The following is a 19,325-nucleotide window of genomic DNA, read 5'->3' on the forward strand; positions in this document are numbered from 1 at the left end:
CGCAGAACACCCGAAGGAGACCGACATGCTGGACAGCGCCGAAGAACTGCACCGGTGGGTCGAGCAGGGCCGCAGTTTCGCCGTCGCCACGGTCGTGGCCGTCGGCGGCAGCGCCCCCAGGCAGCCGGGCGCCGCGCTCGCCGTCGACAGCGGGGGCACGGCGATCGGCTCGGTCTCCGGAGGGTGCGTGGAGGGCGCCGTGTACGAGCTGTGCCGGCAGGCCCTCGAGGACGGCGAAAGCGTCCTCGAGCAGTTCGGCTACAGCGACGAGGACGCCTTCGCGGTCGGCCTGACCTGCGGCGGCGTCATCGACATCCTCGTCACCCCCGTCCACGCGGACGCGCCCGCCAGGGAGGTGTTCGCGGCCGCGCTGGCCACCGCCGCCCGAGGAGAGGCGGCGGCGGTCGCGCGGATCACGGACGGGCCCGCCGACCTGGCGGGCCGCGCCCTGCTCGTACGGCCCGACGGCACGTACGACGGCACCCTCGGCGGCCATCGCGAACTGGACCGCACCGCGGCCCGCGAAGCCCGGGCGATGCTGGACGCCGGACACACCGGAACCGTCGTCATCGGCGAGGACGGTTCCCGCTGCGGCCGGCCGCTGACTCTGCTCGTCGAGTCGAGCGTCCCCGCACCGCGAATGATCATCTTCGGCGCCATCGACTTCGCCGCCGCCCTGGTGCGCGTCGGCAAGTTCCTCGGCTACCACGTCACCGTCTGCGACGCACGGCCCGTCTTCGCGACCACGAGCCGCTTCAAGGAGGCCGACGAGGTGGTAGTCGAGTGGCCGCACCGCTACCTGGAGTCGACCGAGGTCGACGGCCGTACGGTGCTGTGCGTACTGACCCACGACGCCAAGTTCGACGTACCGCTGCTCGAGCTCGCCCTCAGGCTGCCGGTCGCCTACGTGGGTGCGATGGGCTCCCGCCGCACTCACGAGGACCGCAACAGGCGGCTGCGCGAGGTCGGCGTCTCGGACCTCGAACTCGCCCGGCTGCGCTCACCGATCGGCCTCGACCTCGGCGCCAGTACACCGGAGGAGACCGCGCTGTCCATCGGCGCGGAGATCGTGGCCAACCGCCGCGGCGGTACCGGTGTCTCCCTGACCGGCGCGCACACCCCCATCCACCACGACGGCCCCGACGCGCCCACCGGGCGGATCGGGTCGGTGGCATAGGCGTACGGCGGGCCGCCTACGGCGGAACGCCCGGCCGCGGCATCGCCCAACGGGGGCGCATCTGCCATGGAAGTTCGGCCGAACGTGCTGTACCTGCGAGTCCAGAGCGCCTATTGTGGCGCATATGCAGTCCTATACCATCGGTCAGGCCGCGCGGCTGCTCGGCGTCAGCGCCGACACGGCTCGGCGCTGGGCCGACGCCGGACGGGTCGCGACCCATCGCGACGACAGCGGCCGGCGCCTCATCGACGGCCGGGACCTCGCCGCGTTCTCGGTCGAGGTCGCCCAGGGCGGCGTCGGCGACGAGGAGACCTCCTACACCTCGGCGCGCAACGCGTTCCCCGGCATCGTCACCGCCGTGAAGCTCGGCGATGTCGCCGCCCAGGTGGAGATCCAGGCCGGGCCGCACCGGCTCGTGTCCCTGCTGACCCGCGAAGCCGTCGAGGAACTCGGACTGGAGGTCGGGATGCAGGCCACCGCCCGCGTGAAGTCCACGAACGTGCACATCGACCGCGCCTGAACCGGGCGTGGGCCCGCAGTGTCCACGCGATACGGCGCACAGCACAGAGGAGTCCCGTCCCGTGTTCCCCATCCTCGGCGGACGCCGCCGCACTCCCGCTGCCGGGCGCCGCCGCGCCGCGGCCGCGATCCTGACGGCCGCCCTGCTCGCCCCGCTCGCCGCCTGCGGCACCGGCGACGCCGGGAGCGGGAAGAGCGCCTCCGGCGAGCCGTCCGACGCCCGCCTGACCGTGCTCGCCGCGTCCTCGCTCACCGACGTCTTCGAAACGGCGGGCGACGCCTACGAGAAGTCGCACCCCGGCACGGAGATCGCCTTTTCCTTCGCCGGCTCGCAGGAACTCGCCGCCCAGGTCAGGCAGGGCGCTCCCGCCGACGCCCTGGTCACCGCCGACAGCAGGACCATGGACGGCCTCGCCGCCGACACCGGCTCCCCGGTGGTCATCGCCAAGAACCGGCTCGTCGTCGTCACCGGCAAGGGCAACCCGCACAAGATCGGTTCGCTCGAGGACCTCGCCGGGACCGGGCTCAAGGTCGTGCTCGCCGCGCCGGAGGTCCCCGTCGGCCGCTACAGCAGGCAGATTCTCCAGGGCCGCAACGTCGATGTGCGGCCGGTGTCCGAGGAGCCGAACGTCCGGGCCGTGCTCAGCAAGGTGGAGATGGGCGAGGCCGACGCGGGCATCGTGTACCGCACGGACGCCGCCGTCGCCGCCGAGAAGGTCGACGCCGTCGACATCCCCGACGGCCACGACGCCGTCGCCTCCTACCCGGCCGCGACACTGAAGTCTTCGCAGAACGCCGACGCGGCAGAGGCTTTCGTGACCTGGCTGACCGGCCCCGAGGCGCAGAAGATCCTCCGCGACGCGGGCTTCCAGCAGCCGTAGCCGCTCCCCTCGGCCGTGGCCGCCCGCCCCCTCCGCTCGATCACCAGGACGCACCATGAAGCGCCTACGCGACACGCCCCCGTCCCGCCTCCCGGGCAGGGGAAGGCGGGACCGGCCCGGCGGGGGTGTCGGAGCGCGTACGCCCGTGGTCCTGGCGGTGCCCGCGCTGCTCGCCGTGGCGTTCCTGCTGCTGCCCCTGGCCGGCGTCCTCGGCAGGACCGCGTGGAGCGACATCGGCGGCCATCTGAGCAGCCCCGGCGTCACCGAGGCGCTGCGGCTGTCGCTCGTCGTCTCCTTCTGGGCGCTCGGACTGTCCCTGCTGCTCGGGGTGCCGCTCGCCTGGGTGCTGGCACGGATCGACTTCCCGGGCAAGACGCTCGTCCGCTCCCTCGTCCTGCTGCCCATGGTGCTGCCGCCCACCGTCGGGGGAGTGGCGCTGCTGCTCGCCTTCGGCCGGCGCGGACTCCTCGGGCCGTGGCTGGAGGACACGTTCGGCATCACCCTGCCGTTCCACACCTCCGGCGCCGTCGTCGCCGCGACCTTCGTGGCAATGCCGTTCCTCGTCATCAGCCTCGAGGGCGCCCTGGGCGGTCTGCGTCCGGGCTACGAGGAGACGGCCGCCTCGCTCGGCGCCTCGCCGCTCCGGGTCTTCCTCACCGTCACCCTGCCGATGGTCGCCCCAGGGCTGGTCGCCGGAGCGGCACTGACCTGGGCCCGTGCGCTCGGCGAGTTCGGCGCGACGATCACCTTCGCCGGCAATCTGCCGGGTACCACGCAGACGCTGCCCTTGCAGGTGTATCTGCTGCTCCAGGAAGAACCGGACGCGGCGACGTCGCTGTCGCTCCTGCTGCTCGTCATCGCCATGGCCGTGCTGATCGCCCTGCGCGGCCGGTGGACGGGCGGGGCCCCGCCCGCCGCGGCCCGCCGCGCGCCCGCCGTCGCCGAGCCCGATGAAGCCGGCCCGGTCTCCCCCGGAGCCACGGCGGCCCCGGTGGCCGGACCACCGGCGGCGGACGGACGCTGGCCGCTGCACGCGGAGGTCACCGGCTTCGACGAACTCACCCTCGACGCCGCGCCCGGCACCACCATCGCCGTCGTCGGCCCCAACGGCGCGGGCAAGACGACCCTGTTGCGGGCCCTCCTCGGACTGACCCCGCGCGCCCACGCCGCCCTGCGGCTCGGCGACACCGACGTGTCCGCCATGCCGCCCCACCGCCGCGGTGTGGCCTGGGTGCCCCAGGACGGCGCGCTGTTCCCGCACCTGAGCGCCCTCGGCAACACCGCGTACGGGCTGCGCTCGCGGGGTGTCTCCCGTGCGGAGGCCCGCCGCAGCGCACAGGAGTGGCTCGAACGGCTCGGTGTCGGTCATCTCGCCGCCCGCAGACCCGCCCAGCTCTCCGGCGGCCAGGCCCAACGCGTCGCCCTGGCCCGCGCCCTGGCCGCCCGGCCGCGGCTGCTGCTGCTGGACGAGCCGCTGGCCGCCCTCGACCAGACGACCCGGGCCCGTGTACGCCACACCCTGCGCCGCCATCTGGACAGCTTCGGCGGTGTCTGCCTGATCGTCACCCACGATCCCGTGGAGGCCGTGTCGCTGGCCGACCGGGTGCTCGTCCTCGACGCCGGCCGCGCCGTCCAGGACGCGCCGCCCGCCGAGGTCACCCGCCATCCGCGTTCTCCGTGGGTCGCGCGGATGCTCGGCCGCAATGCCTGGCCCGGCACGGCCGTGGCCGGCGGCATCGAACTCGGCGGCGGTGGACGGCTCGTGGTGGCCGACCCGCTGACCCCGGGCGCGGACGTCCTCGCGATCATCGCCCCGGAGGCGGTGTCCGTGCACCGCGAACGCCCCGGCGGCAGCCCACGCAACGTCTGGCCCGGCACCGTACGCGAGATCATCACCGTGGGCAGCCGGCTGCGCGTCCTCGTCACCTCGCCGCTCGCGCCGGACCTGGTCGCCGAGATCACCCCGCAGGCGGCGGTCGAACTGGGCCTGGCTGAAGGGGAGTCGGTCTGGACGGGCGTCAAGGCCACCGAGGTCACGGTGGTCGGCCTGTAGCTCTTCGCGTGCGCCGGCCGGGCGGCCGGAGAGCTGTGACGTTTCCGTGGACCGCGACGCTGAGACTACGGGGGACATGGGCACGGGTGCGCCGTGCCGGCGGGAACGAAGAGGACCGAGTGGGCAAGGGGCGGGGCAGCCGGCGTGCGGAGACGCGCGACAAGGAGCTCGGCGACGCGGTGGCACGGGCACAACGGGGTGACGAGGCCGCCTTTTCCGCGGCCTATCGACTCGTCCATCCCCCGCTGCTCGGATATCTGCGCGGCCTCGTGGGCGACGACGCGGAGGACGTCGCGTCCGACGCCTGGCTTGAAATAGCCCGTGACCTCGGGCGCTTCCGCGGCGACGGCGCAGGCTTCAGAGCCTGGACGGCGACCATCGCCCGCCACCGAGCCATGGACCACCTGCGTCGGATCCGGAGCCGCCCGCGCGGTACGGTCCTCGAGAGCGAGATCACCGCACTGCCCTCCGCGAGGGACACGGCGGCAGAGGCCTTCGAGACCGTCTCGACCCAGCAGGCCCTTGCCCTCATCGCCCAACTGCCCCGGCAGCAGGCGGAGGCGGTGCTCCTCCAGACCGTCATCGGACTCGACGGACCGGCCGCCGCGCGCGTCCTGGGCAAACGCCCGGGAGCCGTGCGCTCGGCCACGCACCGGGGGCTCAGACGGCTGGAGAGATTGCTGGCGTCACCGCCGCGCGGCGGTGTGACAGATTCGGACTCTCCTTCGCTGGGAGATGCGAGATGACCGAAATTCGATCCGGAGATGCCGTGGGCGCCGGCGCGCGGCCGCAGGCCTCACCGCAGCCGCAGTCGCCCGGCACGTCGCGGCAGCCGACGCTCGACGAGCTGCTCGCTGCTGCCGCCCGCCCCGTGCCCGTCGTTCCCGACGCCGAGGAGAACGCCCTGGCGGCGTTCCGCGCCGCCCGTGACGACGGGGCGCTCGAGCTGCCAACCCGCCCGGAGGACGACTGGCGGCCGGCGGAGGCGAGGACCCGTGTCCCCTGGGTCCGGGCCGGTGTCGGCACATTCGTCGCCGGTGTCATGCTCGGCGGTGTCGCGATGGCGGCCGGCGCGATCCCCGCCCCGTTCACGGACCCGCCCGCCCAGAAGCCGAGCCCGGCGCCCCGCGTCACCCCCTCCGGCGCGGGGGAGCGGAGCACCGGCGTGACCCCGCCCGCCACCGTGCCCGCCGTCCCGACCGCCATCGTCCCGGGAGCCCACGAACGCCCGCCTATCGCCGAGGACCTGACGGCCTATTGCCGCGCCTACGAGGCCACAGCGGCGGCAGGCCGGAACCACGAGCAGCCGGGCGGGAACGCGAACGGCGGCGGGACCGACGAGCGACGGACCGACGGCGACGCCAAGGAAAGCGCCGTCCGCGAGCGGCTGGCCGCAGTAGCCGGCGGGCCCGACCAGGTCGGGGCGTACTGTGCACGCCTTGCGGTGGACCGGCCGGCGGGCGCAGCGCACGGCGCGGGGGCCGGCGAGAAGGCCGGCGCCGGCGCGCCGTCCCCCCTCGATCCCCAGGCCGGACCGGACAAGTGGCATGCCCCGACGCAGAAGCCGTCACGGCAGTAGGGCGACTCGCAGGAGTGCACGACTCCGCAAGGGCCCAGGAAGTGCGGGACGCCGTAAGAGGGACGCGGCCGTGACGACGCGGTGCGCCCGGGATCATCCGCCGCCGCCCGTGCCTATGGTGCCCCTTGTGGACCTGGACGAGGATCTGAACCGGCTGAGCCGCGACGAGCTCGTGGCCGAGGTGAGAGCACTGCGCCGGGGGATCCGTGCGCACCGGGACAGCTCGGGCCACGATCTGTGCTGGCACCACCCGCAGTTGTGGGGACTGCTGCCGGAACGCGTGGAGCCCGAGGTGGCGGTACCGCCGTGGCCGCGGTTCATGCGCGGCTGTGTCCGTTACCGAGAGTCCCTCCAGGCCGAGTTGCCCGACGCGCCGGTCGACGACCGGGAGTACGGCGGCCGGACCGCCCGGCCGGGCGGGACCCGGCCAGAACGCAACAGGCCCTGACGCAGCCCGCCCTGGCGCAACGGGCCCGGACACAGCTGCTCGGCACGCAACCGGCCCTGGCGCGACGGTCCCTGACACAGCCGAACCGGGCCTGCATGACCACGGGGCCCGCGCCGATCGCTCCCCGAGCATGGCCGCCGCCAGACGCTCGGGCCGGGCCGAGGGTTGTACGCCGCTTGCTGATTTTCTTGTGAGAACAGCCACCTTTGCCGTCCGTGATGCTGCCACCCGTGTTTCCGCTGAGTCGGGTGAGGCCATCGTTGTGGAAAGGCGGGTGCCGTGGACGATCACGGAGCAGGACTGCCGGACGCCAGGGGTATGCGGAGCTACACTGCCCGGTTCGTCACGGAGATGAGCGAGCGCAGCAGACTGCCGCTCGACTACAGCGTGACGAGCCTGAGACTGGTCGATGTCGTCGTCGACGGACTCAGACGCAGCAGACCCGTCCGGACGAGAGTGGACCGCTACCTTCACGGGCTCGGCGCCTACACGGGCGAGGTGATGGTCAGACGCGCGGGCGCGTGCTGGGTCGACCTCGACGCGGGACAGCGTGAGATGTTCGGGCAGCCGGTCGGCGTGCGGATGCCGGACGGGCGGGTGTGGAACCCGCTCGGCAAGGTCGTCAAGCGGTTCGATCACGGCCCCGGAGAGTCGGTCGAGCAGTTCTATCTGCTGCTGCACGGCCGGCGTGCGCCGCGCGTACGCCGGGGTGCGGCACAGCAAGCGACCTGTGGCCGATGACATGGGGTCGGGCTCCCGCCGCACGGGCGCCCCTGCACAAGGAGCGGGCCGTCGGCATCGGTGAATGAGCCGCCGCCGGCGCTTCGGGACCGTTGAACGGCGCGTGACCTCCGCCCGTACCTTCTGGCGGCCCGTGTGGATCCGCACGGGCCGCCAAAAGGCAGGGAGGCACGTCTTGGCCGGCAGCAACGGCAACGGCAGCAATGTCACCGCGCTCTTCCGCGCGTCCACCGCGCACAGTCCGTCGTACTTCACGCTGGACCGGGCGGGCGGCGGCGCGGCCGGCGAGATCGTGGACTTCTGCATCCCCTGCAACCCGTACTTCCCGACCCCTGCCATGTTCGACGAGCTCGGCAGCAGGCTCAGGGAGATCCTGACCTACTACCCGAGCGGCTCCGAGACGATCACCGCCGAGCTCTGCCAGCTGCTCGGCCTCAATCCCCAGACGGTCGCCATGGGCAACGGATCCACAGAGCTGATCACCTGGATCGACCATCTGCTCGTCCGCGAGTCGCTGGCCGTTCCCGTGCCCACCTTCGGACGCTGGACGGACCAGCCGATGGAGACCGGCAAGCGGGTGGACATGCTGCTGCTGCCCGAGGCGCGCGGATTCGTCCTCGACCCGGCGTCCTTCGTGCAGTTCGTACGGAGCAGAGGCTCCCGCGTCGCCGTCGTCTGCAACCCCAACAACCCTGACGGAGGCCTGCTCCCCAAGCAGCAGGTGCTGTCCCTGCTCGACCAGCTCCAGGATCTGGACCTGGTCGTCGTCGACGAGTCGTTCCTCGAATTCGCCGACGCCGGCCAGGAGACCAGCGTCGCGGCAGAGGCCGTGCTGCGGACGAACGTGATCGTGCTGCGCAGTCTCGGGAAGAACTTCGGCCTGCACGGGGTGCGCTTCGGCTATCTCGTCGCCAACCCGGGTCTCGCAGGGAAGGTGCGGGCCGCGCTTCCGAAGTGGAACATCAACTCCTTCGCGGAGACAGTGGTGTTCATGCTCAAGCAGCACCGCCAGGAGTACGCGGAGAGCCTCGCGCAGGTGGGCCGCGACCGGCAGGACATGATCTGGCGGCTCTCCCAGCTGCCCGGTCTCACCGTCTATCCCTCGCAGGGCAACTTCGTGTACGTGAGGCTCCCGGAGGGAGCCGACGGCGCGATCCTCCGGGACCGGCTGCTCGCGGAGCACGGCGTCCTGGTGCGGGAGTGCGGCAACAAGATCGGCAGCTCCAGCCGGTTCGTCCGGCTGGTGGTGCGCCCCGAGCCGGACGTGGCGCGGCTGGTCTCCGCGATGGAGCTCGTGCTGTACGGCGAGCACATCAGGTCCGCGCCCGCCCCGCCGCCCGCGCCGGAGCCGCCGCAGCCGATGCTCGCGCAGATACCCGCACGGTCCCAGCCGTTGCCGCGGGTCGACGCGCAGGTGCAGGCGCAGCAACCGGCCGTGGCGTCGATGCCGGCCCAGGCGCAGGCTCCGCAGCCGGTCCCCGCCCCCATGCTGGCGCAGGCGCCCGCCCAGGCCCAGCCGCCCGGACCCCAGCCGTTGCCGCAGCACGCCCCACCGCTCGCCCTCACGCGGACTCAGCCTGCCCAGCAGCCGCTCGCCGCCCGGGGCCTCGCGCCCGCTCAGGCCGCCCGGCCCGGCGCGGCGGGAGCCGCGGGCTACACGTCGGGCACGGCTGCGGTGGACCGCCTCATCTCCCAGGCGTGAGCGCCGTCGGAGGCGCGCGCACGGCGGCGACCGGGCCCCGGACACTCCGTAACCGGCATTCGTCACAAAACCGGCGGTCGGGCGCTAGATTCCGCCATCGGTGACGGTCGGCCGTACGGAGCGGGGAGACATGACGACCCAGGGGGAAACCACCGCGGAGACCCGGCCCGCCGCCAAGCTGTCCTTGATGACGCTCACCACCATGGTCGTCGGATCCATGGTGGGCGCCGGGGTGTTCTCCCTTCCGCGGCGCTTCGCCGACGAGACCGGCGTCGCCGGCGCGCTCATCGCGTGGACCATCGCAGGCACCGGCATGCTGATGCTCGCGTTCGTCTTCCAGTCGCTGGCCGTGCGCCGGCCCGACCTCGACGCGGGCGTCTACGCCTACGCCAAGGCCGGCTTCGGCGAATACCTCGGCTTCTCCATGTGGATCTTGGTGGTCGGTCCGCCGCGAGAACCGGCCGAGTGCGTGGCCGTCCGGCGCACCGGCCGGGGCCCCTTTCGTCCTGGAACGACCGTCGGCATGGCCACCGGCCCCCCCCAGCGGAGCACGTGCGACCGCGTCGCATACCGCGGTGTGCCGCAGTGCCGACGAACGAGCCACCGCAGGCACCCGGACTGGCCCGCCGCCCTGCAGACGGCCACGGCCGTTTGCGGCGCCACCGCCACCGCCACCGCCACCGCCACCGCCACCGGTCCGGGGCGGCGCCCGCGGGCCGTGTCCTGCGGGTCAGTCGGCCCCCGCCCCGGTGCCCGCTCGTGGTCAGCAGGCCATGGTCTCGATCAGGTAGAAGGGGGCCGCCTCCAGCAGCGGGGTCACCGACACGACGGACAGTCCCGCGCGGTGGCACACTCCTTCGAAGTCCTTGAGGGTACGTTCCCTCCCGCCCAGGTTCACCAGCATGTTGAGGTCGCTGAGGTAAGTGATCCCGCCGTCTGCGGCGTGCCCAGCGGCGCCGGTACTGACGACTTCGGGAAGCACCGGCTCCACGATCAGGACGTGGCCGCCGGGCGGCAGTACCTCGCGGCAGTGGCCGAGGATCGTGACCGCTTGATCGTCCGACCAGTCGTGCAGGACGCTCTTGATCAGGTACAGCTCCGAGCCGCCGGGCACGGAGCGGAAGAAGTCGCCTGCGGCCAGGGAGCAGCGGTCCGCCACCCCGTGCCGGTCAAGCGTCTTCGGTGCCTGGGCCAGGCCGTCGTTGGTGTCGTGGAGGACGCCGGTGAGCGCCGGGTGCGCGGCGAGTATGCCGGCCAAAACGCTTCCGTCGCCGCCGCCGACGTCGGTGACCGAAGTGAAGCGGCCGAAGTCGTAGGCGTGCGGCAGCACGGCGGCCGTCTCCTCGGAGGCCTGGCTCATCGCCGCGTTGAAGTCGGCGGACAGCTCGGGGTGTCGGCCGAGATAGCTGAAGAAGTCGGTGCCGAAGACGGCGTCGAACGCGATGCCGCCGGTGCGGACGCTGCTGTCCAGGCCGTCCCAGGCCCGCACGATCGCCGGGTCGGTGAACATCCGGACGAACGAGACGAGCGAGTCGGGGCGGCCGGAATCGAGAAGGGCGCCGGCGGCAGTCACTGAGAACGCGTCGGGTTCGTGCTCCTCCATCAGGCCAAGACCGGCGAGGGCGCGCAACAGCCTCGTCATGGGTTGGTGCTCGGCTCCTGCGTCGGCGGCTACCTCGCCGGCAGGCCGCCGGCCGTCGCCGATCAGGTCGAAGACTCCGAGCCGCAATGCGGCGCGCAAGGTCTGCGAGGCCATGCTGCCGAAGGCGAGCTGGGCGATCAGACCTCGGTCGGCCATGGGCTCTTGGGTAGCAGCTGTGTCTATGGTGCTCACGGATGACTTCCCTCCTCGTCGGGATGGGTGGCTGTGATGTTCGGGGGTGCGGGTCAGAGGCCGGCCATGGCAGCGGGCGTGCACCCGGCGAAGGCGAGGACGTCGCGGTGGAGGTGGGACTGGTCGGCGTATCCGTGCGCCAGGGCGATGTCCGCGACGTTGCCACCCGCGCGCAGGGCCCGGGCGGCCTGGTCGAAGCGGACGAGCATGGCGGCGCGCTTGGGTGTGAGGCCGATCTGGGCATTGAACCGGGACCACAGCCGCTTGCGGCTCCACCCGCAGGACGCGGCGAGGTCGTCGACCCGTACCCGGCCCCCGTGCGCCACGATCGTGTCCCACACACCGGCGACCTCGGGTGTCAGCGACGGGCCCCGGGCGGCCCGGCGGGTGAGGAACTCGCTGACCAGCGTGAAACGTTCCTGCCACGAGGTGGCGGCGGCCACCCGTTCGCGGAGCTGCCGTTCCTGCCGCCCCCACAGGTCCTCCAAGCCGACGACCGCCCCCTCCAGTTCGTGCGGCGACACACCCAGCAGCGCATAAGCGGCGCCGGGCGACAGGCACATCTCGATGCACTCGACGTCCCGGCCGTGGATCCGAGTGGGACCGGGCGACAACGACGCGACCAGGCTCGGATGAGGGTTCGGGCTCGTCGAGGGTCGTTGCGCGGTGCCGCCTTCGACCGTGAACGGGTCGTTCCCCAGACCAATGACGACGACCACGGCAGGCTGGGGCAGCACCCGCATGTCCAGTGCCCGGCCGACGCGATCCCGGAAGCCGGCCATCCGGACACCGGTAACGGCAGGCGCGCCGCCGGGCCGCGCTACTTCCCACCCGCTGTCGGCTGCAGGGTCGCCGTCGGAACCATGGTCCACGGCCACGGCTCCGGCCTCGCCATCCACTTCGTCGCTGTGCATGCCCCCACCCTGACGGACCCGGGCCGCCCCGTCTTGGAAAAAAGTTCCGCGGGCCGACGCGCGGAGCCCCGAGCGGCCACCAGGGAGTTTTCTTCGGATCGTCTGATCGTTGGTTGATGTGTGTCGTTGACTGATGCCCAGTGGGCGAGGATCGAGCCGTTGCTGCCGGACCGGACTCCGAAGCGGGGTGGGCGGTGGCGTGATCACCGGCAGGTGATCGACGCGATCGCGTTCAAGTACCGCACCGGCACGCCGTGGATGGACCTGCCAGAGCACTTCGGCTCGTGGAAGGGCGCCCACAACCGGCTGCGGAAGTGGGCCGCCGACGGCGCCTGGGAGAAGGTCTTCACCGCCCTGCTCTCCCAGGCCGACGCCGAAGGCGACCTCGGCTGGGTCATCGCGGTCGACTCCACCATCGTCCGCGCTCACCAGCACGCCGCCGGCGCCTGCCAAGGGGCCCTGGCCGACGTGCCGGACCATCATGCCCTCCCGTCCGACAAGGCGCCCGGCGTCGAGATCACCGACGAGGGGTCGGCTGCCTTCACCGACGTAGTCGCCCGGGCCCTCGGCCTGTCCGGGCTGCGGATCGTCGGGACCGCGGGTGACGTCTACGCCTCCGAACGCCAGCAGTGGGACAGCGGCAACAACGCCGTCGCCCTCGAGCCGGGCGTGGTGTTCACCTACGACCGCAACACCCAGACCAACGCCCTGCTGCGCAAGGCGGGCGTGGAGGTCATCACCATCGTCGGTGCGGAACTGGGCCGGGGTCGTGGCGACGGCCATTGCATGACGTGTCCGATCGTCCGTGACCCGGTCGACTTCTGACCCGCCGGTCCGCGGCGCCCGGACCGCTCAGGCGCCCGACCCACCGCCCGGGTGCGCGCCCGGCCCCTCGGTATGACCGGCGAGCGGGGTCGGGGACAGGGAGGCGTTCTCCTCACCCGGCTCCAAGAGCGTGTCGGCCGGCCCGACGATCAGCGGATCCGGCCGTCCGATGGCCTCCGGGTCCTTGCTGTCGTAGTCCACGCGCCACAGCAGACTGCGCATGGCCTCCAGGCGACCGCGGCGCTTGTCGTTGCTCTTGACCACCGTCCACGGGGCGTGGTCGGTGTCGGTGGCCCGGAACATGTCCACCTTGGCAGCCGTGTACTCGTCCCACAGATCCAGCGACGCCACGTCCGTGGGGGACAGCTTCCACTGGCGCACCGGATCCACCTGCCGGATCGCGAAGCGGGTGCGCTGTTCCGCACGTGAGACCGAGAACCAGAACTTGACCAGAATGATCCCGTCCTCGACCAGCATCCGCTCGAACTGCGGGCACTGGTGCAGGAACAGGTCGTACTGCGGCTTGGTGCAGAACCCCATGACCTGTTCCACACCGGCCCGGTTGTACCAGGAGCGGTCGAAGAACACGATCTCGCCGGCGGACGGCAGATGGGCCGCGTAACGCTGGAAGTACCACTGCGTCGCCTCGCGTTCCGTCGGCTTCTCCAGCGCCACCACGCGGGCGCCGCGAGGATTCAGCCGCTCGGTGAACCGCTGGATCGTGCCGCCCTTCCCCGCCGCGTCGCGTCCCTCGCAGATCACGATGAGGCGCTGACCGGAATCCTTGACCCAGCGCTGCAGCTTCAGCAGTTCGATCTGCAGCACACGCTTCTGCTGCTCGTACTGGGCTCTGCGGATCTTGCGGTCGTACGGGTAGTTCTGCCGCCAAGTCTTGATCGGGCGGCCGTCCTCGTCCAGGAGCACAGGGCGCTCCGGCTGGCTCTGGTCCACGGTCATACCGTCGAGTAGCGCCTGCCCGTCCGGGTTCCGCTCTGTCGCGTCGCTCATGGCTGTCACCTGCCCGGTCCCGACGCCGTCACGTATCCATGATGATCCCACCCGACAGCTTTCGCCGCTGCGGACAGGATCTGTCCGCAAGTCCGGCTAGCGTTCGGGTATGGCTTCGAAAACGGCGACGCACCCCGTGCTCGGCACCCGCGCGCTCAACCGCGCCACCCTCGCCCGGCAGCTCCTGCTGCGGCGCGCGCCACGGGCCGAGATGCCCGTCGCGGCGGCGGTCGCGCACCTCGTCGGGCTCCAGGCGCAGAACGTGAAGCCGCCCTACTACGCGCTCGACGCCCGGCTGGAGGCGTTCGATCCGCAGGAGCTCTCCATGTTGATGGAGGCCCGCGAGGTGGGGCGGCTCGTGACCATGCGATCCACCATCCACACGCACACCGCCGACGACTGCCTGCGGCTGCGGCCCCTCGTCCAGCCGGCCAGGGACCGCGAGCTGGCGCAGTTCCGCACCGGGCTCGTCGACATCGACCTCCGGCGCCTCGCCGCCCTCGCACGCGAACTCGTCGAGGAGGAGCCGCGGACCATGAAGGAGCTGCGGGAAGCGCTCCTCGCGCACTGGCCGGAAGCCGATCCGTTCGCGCTGTCGGTCGCCGCCCGCTGCTCCCTGCCGCTGGTGCAGGTCACCCCGCGGGGGCTGTGGGGCAGGAGCGGCCAGGTCCGGCTCACCACCGCGGAGCGGTGGTTCGGCCGGCCGTCGGAGCCCCTGCCGGACGCCGAGGACGCCGTACGGCGCTATCTCGCCGCCTTCGGGCCCGCCTCCGTCAAGGACTTCCAGACCTGGTCCGGGCTGACCCGCACCCGAGAGGTCTTCGAACGGCTGCGGCCGGGGCTCGCCGTGTTCCAGGACGAACACGGCGTGGAGCTCTTCGACCTCCCCGACGCGCCCCGGCCCGACGCCGACACTCCGGCGCCGGCCCGTCTGCTGCCCGAGTTCGACAACCTCCTGCTCTCGCACGCGGACCGGCGCCGGGTGGTGTCCGCGGGGCACAAGGGCCTCGCCTGGCGGGGCAACCAGGCGTACTGCACGTTCCTCCTCGACGGCTTCCTCGCCGGGATATGGCGGCTGGAGGAGACGGCAGACACGGCGACGGTGACGCTCGAGCCGTTCGACGCGCCGACGAGGGCGCAGCGGGAGGAACTGGCGGGGGAGGCGGAGCGGATGCTGCGGGGGATGCGGGCGGGGGCGGCGCACGAGGTGAGGTTCGGGCCGGTGCGGGTGGCATAGCGCCTGCGGCGGGCGTCCTCCCCTACCCTTCGGGGGTCCGGGGGCTCCGCCCCCGGACCCCCGCGCCTCAAACGCCGGCGCAGCGGGTGGCGCCCGTCACGGGAGGAGGCCGGCCCGGCGGGCCGCCACCACCGCCTCGAGCCGCGTCCGCGCCCCCAGCTTCCGCATCGCCGACCGCAGATACGCCTTCACCGTCTCCGGACGCAGCCCCAATCGCCCCGCCGCCGCAGCGTTCGTCGCACCGGAGGCGACGCAGCCGAGCACGTCCAGTTCGCGTGGCGTCAGCGACACCTCGCCGGTCGCGGTGGCCGGCGCACGCGGGCCCGGGGCCAGTCGCGCGCAGACGGCGAGCAGTTCCTCGCGCAGGGCCCGGTCCGTGATCCGGGGGGCAAGGGCGCGGAGTTCGCCGTGGACCTCGCGTACGGTCTCCCAGTCGCGCGGACCCACGGCGTCGTCCGTGGCCGGAGGGCGGGCCAGCGCGAGCAGCTGCTGCATCTCGTCGCGGACGGCCAGCGCCTGCTCGACGTCGCGTGCCGCGGCCACCGCCGCGTCGAGGACGCGGTCGCCGAGCACGAGCGGCCGGCGCAGCGCCCCGTACAGAAGGCCTCGCACCCGGCGGTGCACCACGACCGGAACGGCGACCACCGACCGCAGGCCCTCGGAGGCCACCGCCGCGTCGTACTCGTGGCTGATGTGCCGCGCCGCGGGGTAGTCGGTCACCGCACAGGGCCTGGACAGGGCCATCGACTTGCCGCCCAGACCGTTGCCCGCGCAGATGGCGAGCCCGCGCAGCGCCCCGGTCGCCGCGCCGTTCAGCTCCCCGATGCGCAGCTGCTGGCGCCGCCCGTCGGTGAGGAGCCCGCCGAAAGCGACGGGGAGCCCTGTCGTCCGCCGCAGCCGGAGCAGCGCCGCACGCATCTCGGCCGCTTCGCCGGTTCCTGTCACGCGTGCTTCCTCCCTCCGGGCCCACGGGCGGGGACGTCACCCCCGTACGGGGGTAGTGAGACCCGGGTCACCGATTACACGATGTGGACGGCCGGTCCCGCAACGAGGAGGACACATGACGTCTGGCAGCGCGACGGAGAGGTTCCGGGCCGCACGGGACTTCCTGCTGGAGCACCGGGAGGACTACGTACGCGCGTACGGGGGCTTCGAGTGGCCCCGCCTCGAGCACTTCAACTGGGCGCTGGACTGGTTCGACGTCATCGCGGAGGGCAACGACGCGCCCGCCCTGCGGATCGTCGAGGAGGACGGGACGAGCAGCCGATTCTCGTTCTCCGAGCTGTCCGACCGGTCCGACCGGGCGGCGAACTGGATGCGCGCCCAGGGGGTCGGGGCCGGTGACCGGATCCTCGTCATGCTCGGCAACCAGGTCGAGCTGTGGGAGACCGCGCTCGCCGCGATGAAGCTGCGCGCCGTGATGATCCCGGCGACGCCGCTGCTCGGCCCGGCGGACCTGCGCGACCGGATCGAGCGCGGCCGGGTGCGGCACGTCGTGGTGCGGCCGGAGGACACCGCCAAGTTCGACGAGGTCCCCGGCGACTACAGCCGGATCGTCGTCGGCGGCGAGCACCCCGGCTGGCTGCCCTACAGCAACGCCTACGAGAGCCCGCGGAACTTCGAGCCCGACGGGCCCACCCGCGCGGACGAGACGCTGATGCTGTACTTCACCTCCGGCACCACCGCGCGCCCGAAGCTCGTCGAGCACACCCATGTGTCGTACCCGGTCGGTCATCTCGCGACCATGTACTGGATCGGTCTGAAGCCCGGAGACGTGCACCTGAACATCTCGTCGCCCGGTTGGGCCAAGCACGCCTGGTCCAACCTGTTCGCGCCGTGGAACGCGGAGGCGACGGTCTTCATCCACAACTACACGCGCTTCGACCCGGGCCGGCTTATGGACGAGATGGACCGGGAGGGGATCACCAGCTTCTGCGCCCCGCCGACGGTCTGGCGGATGCTCATCCAGGCGGACCTGAGCCGGCTGCGGAAGCCGCCGCGAGAGGTCGTCGCGGCCGGTGAGCCGCTCAACCCCGAGGTCATCGAGACGGTGCGGCGCGCGTGGGGCGTGACCATCCGCGACGGGTTCGGGCAGACCGAGACGGCCGTGCAGGTCTCCAACAGCCCCGGCCAGGTCCTCAAGACAGGCTCGATGGGCCGGCCCAGCCCCGGTTACAAGGTCGACCTCCTCGACCCGGTCACCGGTGAACCTGGCGCGACGGAGGGCGAGATCGCCCTGGACCTGTCCGGTCGGCCGGTGGGTCTGATGACCGGGTACCACGGCGACGAGGAACGCACGGCGGAGGCGATGGCCGGCGGCCACTACCGCACGGGCGACATCGGCTCCCGCGACGCCGACGGCTACATCACCTACGTGGGCCGGTCGGACGACGTCTTCAAGGCCTCCGACTACAAGATCAGCCCTTTCGAGCTGGAGAGCGCCCTGCTGGAGCACGAGGCCGTGGCGGAGGCCGCGGTGGTGCCCGCACCCGACCCGGTGCGCCTCGCCGTCCCCAAGGCGTACGTCGTCCTCGCGGAGGGCTGGGAGCCCGGGCCCGACACGGCCAAGCTGATCTTCGAGCACTCGCGCGCGGTGCTCGCCCCGTACAAGCGCATCCGCCGGCTGGAGTTCGCCGAGCTGCCGAAGACCGTGTCCGGGAAGATCCGCCGGATCGAGCTGAGGGAGCGCACGGCGCAGGGCTCGGCCGCCGAGTACACGGAAGGCGACCTGCGATGACACTCTCGTACGCACACGGCGTCAGCAGTACCCCGCTGCTGGGCGAGACGATCGGCGGAAACCTGGCGCGTACCGCCGGCGCGTACCCCGACCGGGAGGCGCTGGTCGACGTGGCGGCCGGCGCCCGCTGGACGTACGCCGAACTCGAAGCCGCCGTCGACCTGCTGGCACGCGGACTCCTCGGCTCGGGCATCGGCAAGGGCGACCGGGTCGGGATCTGGGCGGTGAACTGCGCGGAGTGGGTGCTGATCCAGTACGCCACCGCCCGGATCGGCGCCATCATGGTGAACATCAACCCGGCGTACCGGGCGCATGAGCTCGAGTTCGTACTGAACCAGGCCGGGGTCACGCTGCTGGTCGCCTCGCAGACGCACAAGACCAGCGACTACCGCGCCATGGTCGAGTCCGTGCGCCCCAAGTGTCCCGGGCTGCGCGCCGTCCACTACATCGGCGACCGCTCCTGGGACGTGCTGCAAGAGGCGGCCGCAGGAGTCACCGACGAGCAACTGCGTTCCCGGGAGGCGCAGTTGTTGTGCGACGACCCGGTCAACATCCAGTACACGTCGGGCACGACCGGTTTCCCCAAGGGTGCCACGCTCTCGCACCACAACATCCTCAACAACGGTTACTTCGTCGGCGAGATGATCGCCTACACCGAGCAGGACCGGGTCTGTATCCCCGTGCCCTTCTACCACTGCTTCGGCATGGTCATGGGCAACCTCGCCGCCACCTCCCACGGCGCGTGCATGGTGATCCCGGCGCCCTCCTTCGACCCGGCGGCCACCCTGAGCGCCGTGCAGCAGGAGCGCTGCACCTCGCTGTACGGGGTGCCGACGATGTTCATCGCCGAGCTGAACCTGCCCGGCTTCGCCTCCTACGACCTCTCCACACTGCGCACCGGCATCATGGCGGGCTCGCCCTGCCCGGTGGAGGTGATGAAGCGGGTCGTCGCCGAGATGAACATGGCCGAGGTGTCGATCTGCTACGGCATGACGGAGACGTCCCCCGTCTCCACGCAGACCCGGCGCGACGACGACCTGGAGCGCCGCACGGGCACCGTCGGCCGCGTCATGCCGCACATCGAGGTCAAGGTCGTCGACCCGGTCAGCGGCGTGACCCTGCCGCGCGGCCGGTCGGGCGAGCTGTGCACCCGTGGCTACAGCGTGATGCTCGGCTACTGGGACGAGCCGGAGAAGACAGCGGAGTCGGTCGACGGGGGCCGCTGGATGCACACCGGCGACCTCGCCGTCATGCGCGAGGACGGCTACGTCCAGATCGTCGGCCGCATCAAGGACATGATCATCAGGGGCGGCGAGAACGTGTACCCCCGGGAGATCGAGGAGTTCCTCTACGCGCACCCGAAGATCGCCGACGTGCAGGTGGTCGGCGTGCCGGACGAGCGCTACGGCGAGGAGATCCTCGCCTGCGTGATCCCGCGCGACCCGGCGGACGCCCCGACGCTGGAGGAGATCGCCGAGTTCTGCCGCGAGCAGCTGGCCCACTACAAGATCCCGCGCCGCCTGGAGGTCCTCACGGACTTCCCCATGACGGTGAGCGGCAAGGTCCGCAAGGTGGAACTGCGGCGCCGCTTCGGGGACGGCTGAGACAGCGTCGCGCACCGGACCCGGCCGGGTCCGGTGCGCGCACGGCCCGGCCGGGCGGGGCGGCGG

General features: G+C 72.2%; 16 protein-coding genes and 3 pseudogenes. 15 read left to right on the forward strand and 4 right to left on the reverse strand.

Annotated features, from left to right (window positions below):
- Positions 1-25 precede the first annotated feature (25 nt).
- From MDN94_RS19885 to MDN94_RS19930, 10 genes and pseudogenes are all read left to right on the forward strand, one after another.
- Entirely contained in the window at positions 26-1,177 is a 1,152-nt protein-coding gene (locus tag MDN94_RS19885; RefSeq protein ID WP_482727240.1) for an XdhC family protein, read from the forward strand.
- 124 nt (positions 1,178-1,301) lie between these two features.
- Entirely contained in the window at positions 1,302-1,697 is a 396-nt protein-coding gene (locus MDN94_RS19890) for a TOBE domain-containing protein (protein WP_053556799.1), read from the forward strand.
- 61 nt (positions 1,698-1,758) lie between these two features.
- Entirely contained in the window at positions 1,759-2,577 is an 819-nt protein-coding gene (gene modA, locus MDN94_RS19895) for a molybdate ABC transporter substrate-binding protein (RefSeq protein WP_482727241.1), read from the forward strand.
- Between the two features lie 55 nt (positions 2,578-2,632).
- Positions 2,633-4,630: an ABC transporter permease gene (locus MDN94_RS19900; RefSeq protein ID WP_482727242.1), complete on the forward strand. Its 1,998-nt coding sequence runs from the start codon at positions 2,633-2,635 to the stop codon at positions 4,628-4,630.
- Between the two features lie 119 nt (positions 4,631-4,749).
- Positions 4,750-5,376, forward strand: coding sequence for an RNA polymerase sigma factor (locus MDN94_RS19905; RefSeq protein ID WP_482727243.1), 627 nt, complete (start codon positions 4,750-4,752; stop codon positions 5,374-5,376).
- A complete protein-coding gene (locus MDN94_RS19910; RefSeq protein ID WP_482727244.1) occupies positions 5,373-6,209 on the forward strand; it encodes a hypothetical protein in 837 nt (278 codons plus the stop codon). The genes MDN94_RS19905 and MDN94_RS19910 overlap by 4 nt, the downstream gene beginning before the upstream one ends.
- Positions 6,210-6,336: 127 nt before the next feature.
- Complete coding sequence (locus tag MDN94_RS19915) at positions 6,337-6,657, forward strand: hypothetical protein (protein ID WP_482727245.1); 321 nt, start codon at positions 6,337-6,339, stop codon at positions 6,655-6,657.
- 318 nt (positions 6,658-6,975) lie between these two features.
- A complete protein-coding gene (locus MDN94_RS19920) occupies positions 6,976-7,398 on the forward strand; it encodes a hypothetical protein (RefSeq protein WP_482727246.1) in 423 nt (140 codons plus the stop codon).
- A 175-nt stretch (positions 7,399-7,573) separates the two neighbouring features.
- The gene (locus MDN94_RS19925) at positions 7,574-9,100 is read left to right on the forward strand and encodes a pyridoxal phosphate-dependent aminotransferase (protein ID WP_482727247.1); all 1,527 of its coding nucleotides are present in this window, start codon (positions 7,574-7,576) and stop codon (positions 9,098-9,100) included.
- 130 nt (positions 9,101-9,230) lie between these two features.
- Positions 9,231-9,521: pseudogene (locus MDN94_RS19930) on the forward strand (amino acid permease); the annotation flags it as partial.
- A gap of 342 nt (positions 9,522-9,863) precedes the next feature.
- On the opposite strand, the gene MDN94_RS19935 reads toward MDN94_RS19930, so the two are convergent.
- Complete coding sequence (locus MDN94_RS19935) at positions 9,864-10,898, reverse strand: methyltransferase (protein WP_482727248.1); 1,035 nt, start codon at positions 10,896-10,898, stop codon at positions 9,864-9,866.
- A gap of 89 nt (positions 10,899-10,987) precedes the next feature.
- Positions 10,988-11,848: a helix-turn-helix domain-containing protein gene (locus MDN94_RS19940; protein WP_482727249.1), complete on the reverse strand. Its 861-nt coding sequence runs from the start codon at positions 11,846-11,848 to the stop codon at positions 10,988-10,990.
- Positions 11,849-11,968: 120 nt separating this feature from the next.
- On the opposite strand from MDN94_RS19940, the pseudogene MDN94_RS19945 reads away from it, so the two are divergent.
- Positions 11,969-12,289: pseudogene (locus MDN94_RS19945) on the forward strand (IS5 family transposase); the annotation flags it as partial.
- 48 nt (positions 12,290-12,337) lie between these two features.
- Positions 12,338-12,673: pseudogene (locus tag MDN94_RS19950) on the forward strand (arginine deiminase family protein); the annotation flags it as partial.
- 27 nt (positions 12,674-12,700) lie between these two features.
- Here the strand turns inward: MDN94_RS19950 and ppk2 are convergent.
- Entirely contained in the window at positions 12,701-13,681 is a 981-nt protein-coding gene (gene ppk2, locus MDN94_RS19955; RefSeq protein WP_482727250.1) for a polyphosphate kinase 2, read from the reverse strand.
- A gap of 109 nt (positions 13,682-13,790) precedes the next feature.
- Here ppk2 and MDN94_RS19960 point away from each other — a divergent pair, with 109 nt between their 5' ends.
- Entirely contained in the window at positions 13,791-14,918 is a 1,128-nt protein-coding gene (locus MDN94_RS19960; protein WP_482727251.1) for a winged helix DNA-binding domain-containing protein, read from the forward strand.
- A gap of 96 nt (positions 14,919-15,014) precedes the next feature.
- Here MDN94_RS19960 and MDN94_RS19965 read toward each other — a convergent pair whose 3' ends face one another.
- Positions 15,015-15,836 carry a helix-turn-helix transcriptional regulator gene (locus MDN94_RS19965; protein WP_482728186.1) on the reverse strand — a complete coding sequence of 274 codons (822 nt, stop codon included), beginning with the start codon at positions 15,834-15,836 and terminating at the stop codon, positions 15,015-15,017.
- Between the two features lie 142 nt (positions 15,837-15,978).
- On the opposite strand from MDN94_RS19965, the gene MDN94_RS19970 reads away from it, so the two are divergent.
- Entirely contained in the window at positions 15,979-17,655 is a 1,677-nt protein-coding gene (locus MDN94_RS19970) for an AMP-binding protein (RefSeq protein ID WP_482727252.1), read from the forward strand.
- Positions 17,652-19,259, forward strand: a complete 1,608-nt coding sequence (locus MDN94_RS19975) for an AMP-binding protein (protein ID WP_482727253.1) — start codon at positions 17,652-17,654, stop codon at positions 19,257-19,259. The genes MDN94_RS19970 and MDN94_RS19975 overlap by 4 nt, the downstream gene beginning before the upstream one ends.
- Positions 19,260-19,325 lie beyond the last annotated feature (66 nt).

The organism is Streptomyces sp. WAC00040 (genome assembly GCF_056835925.1).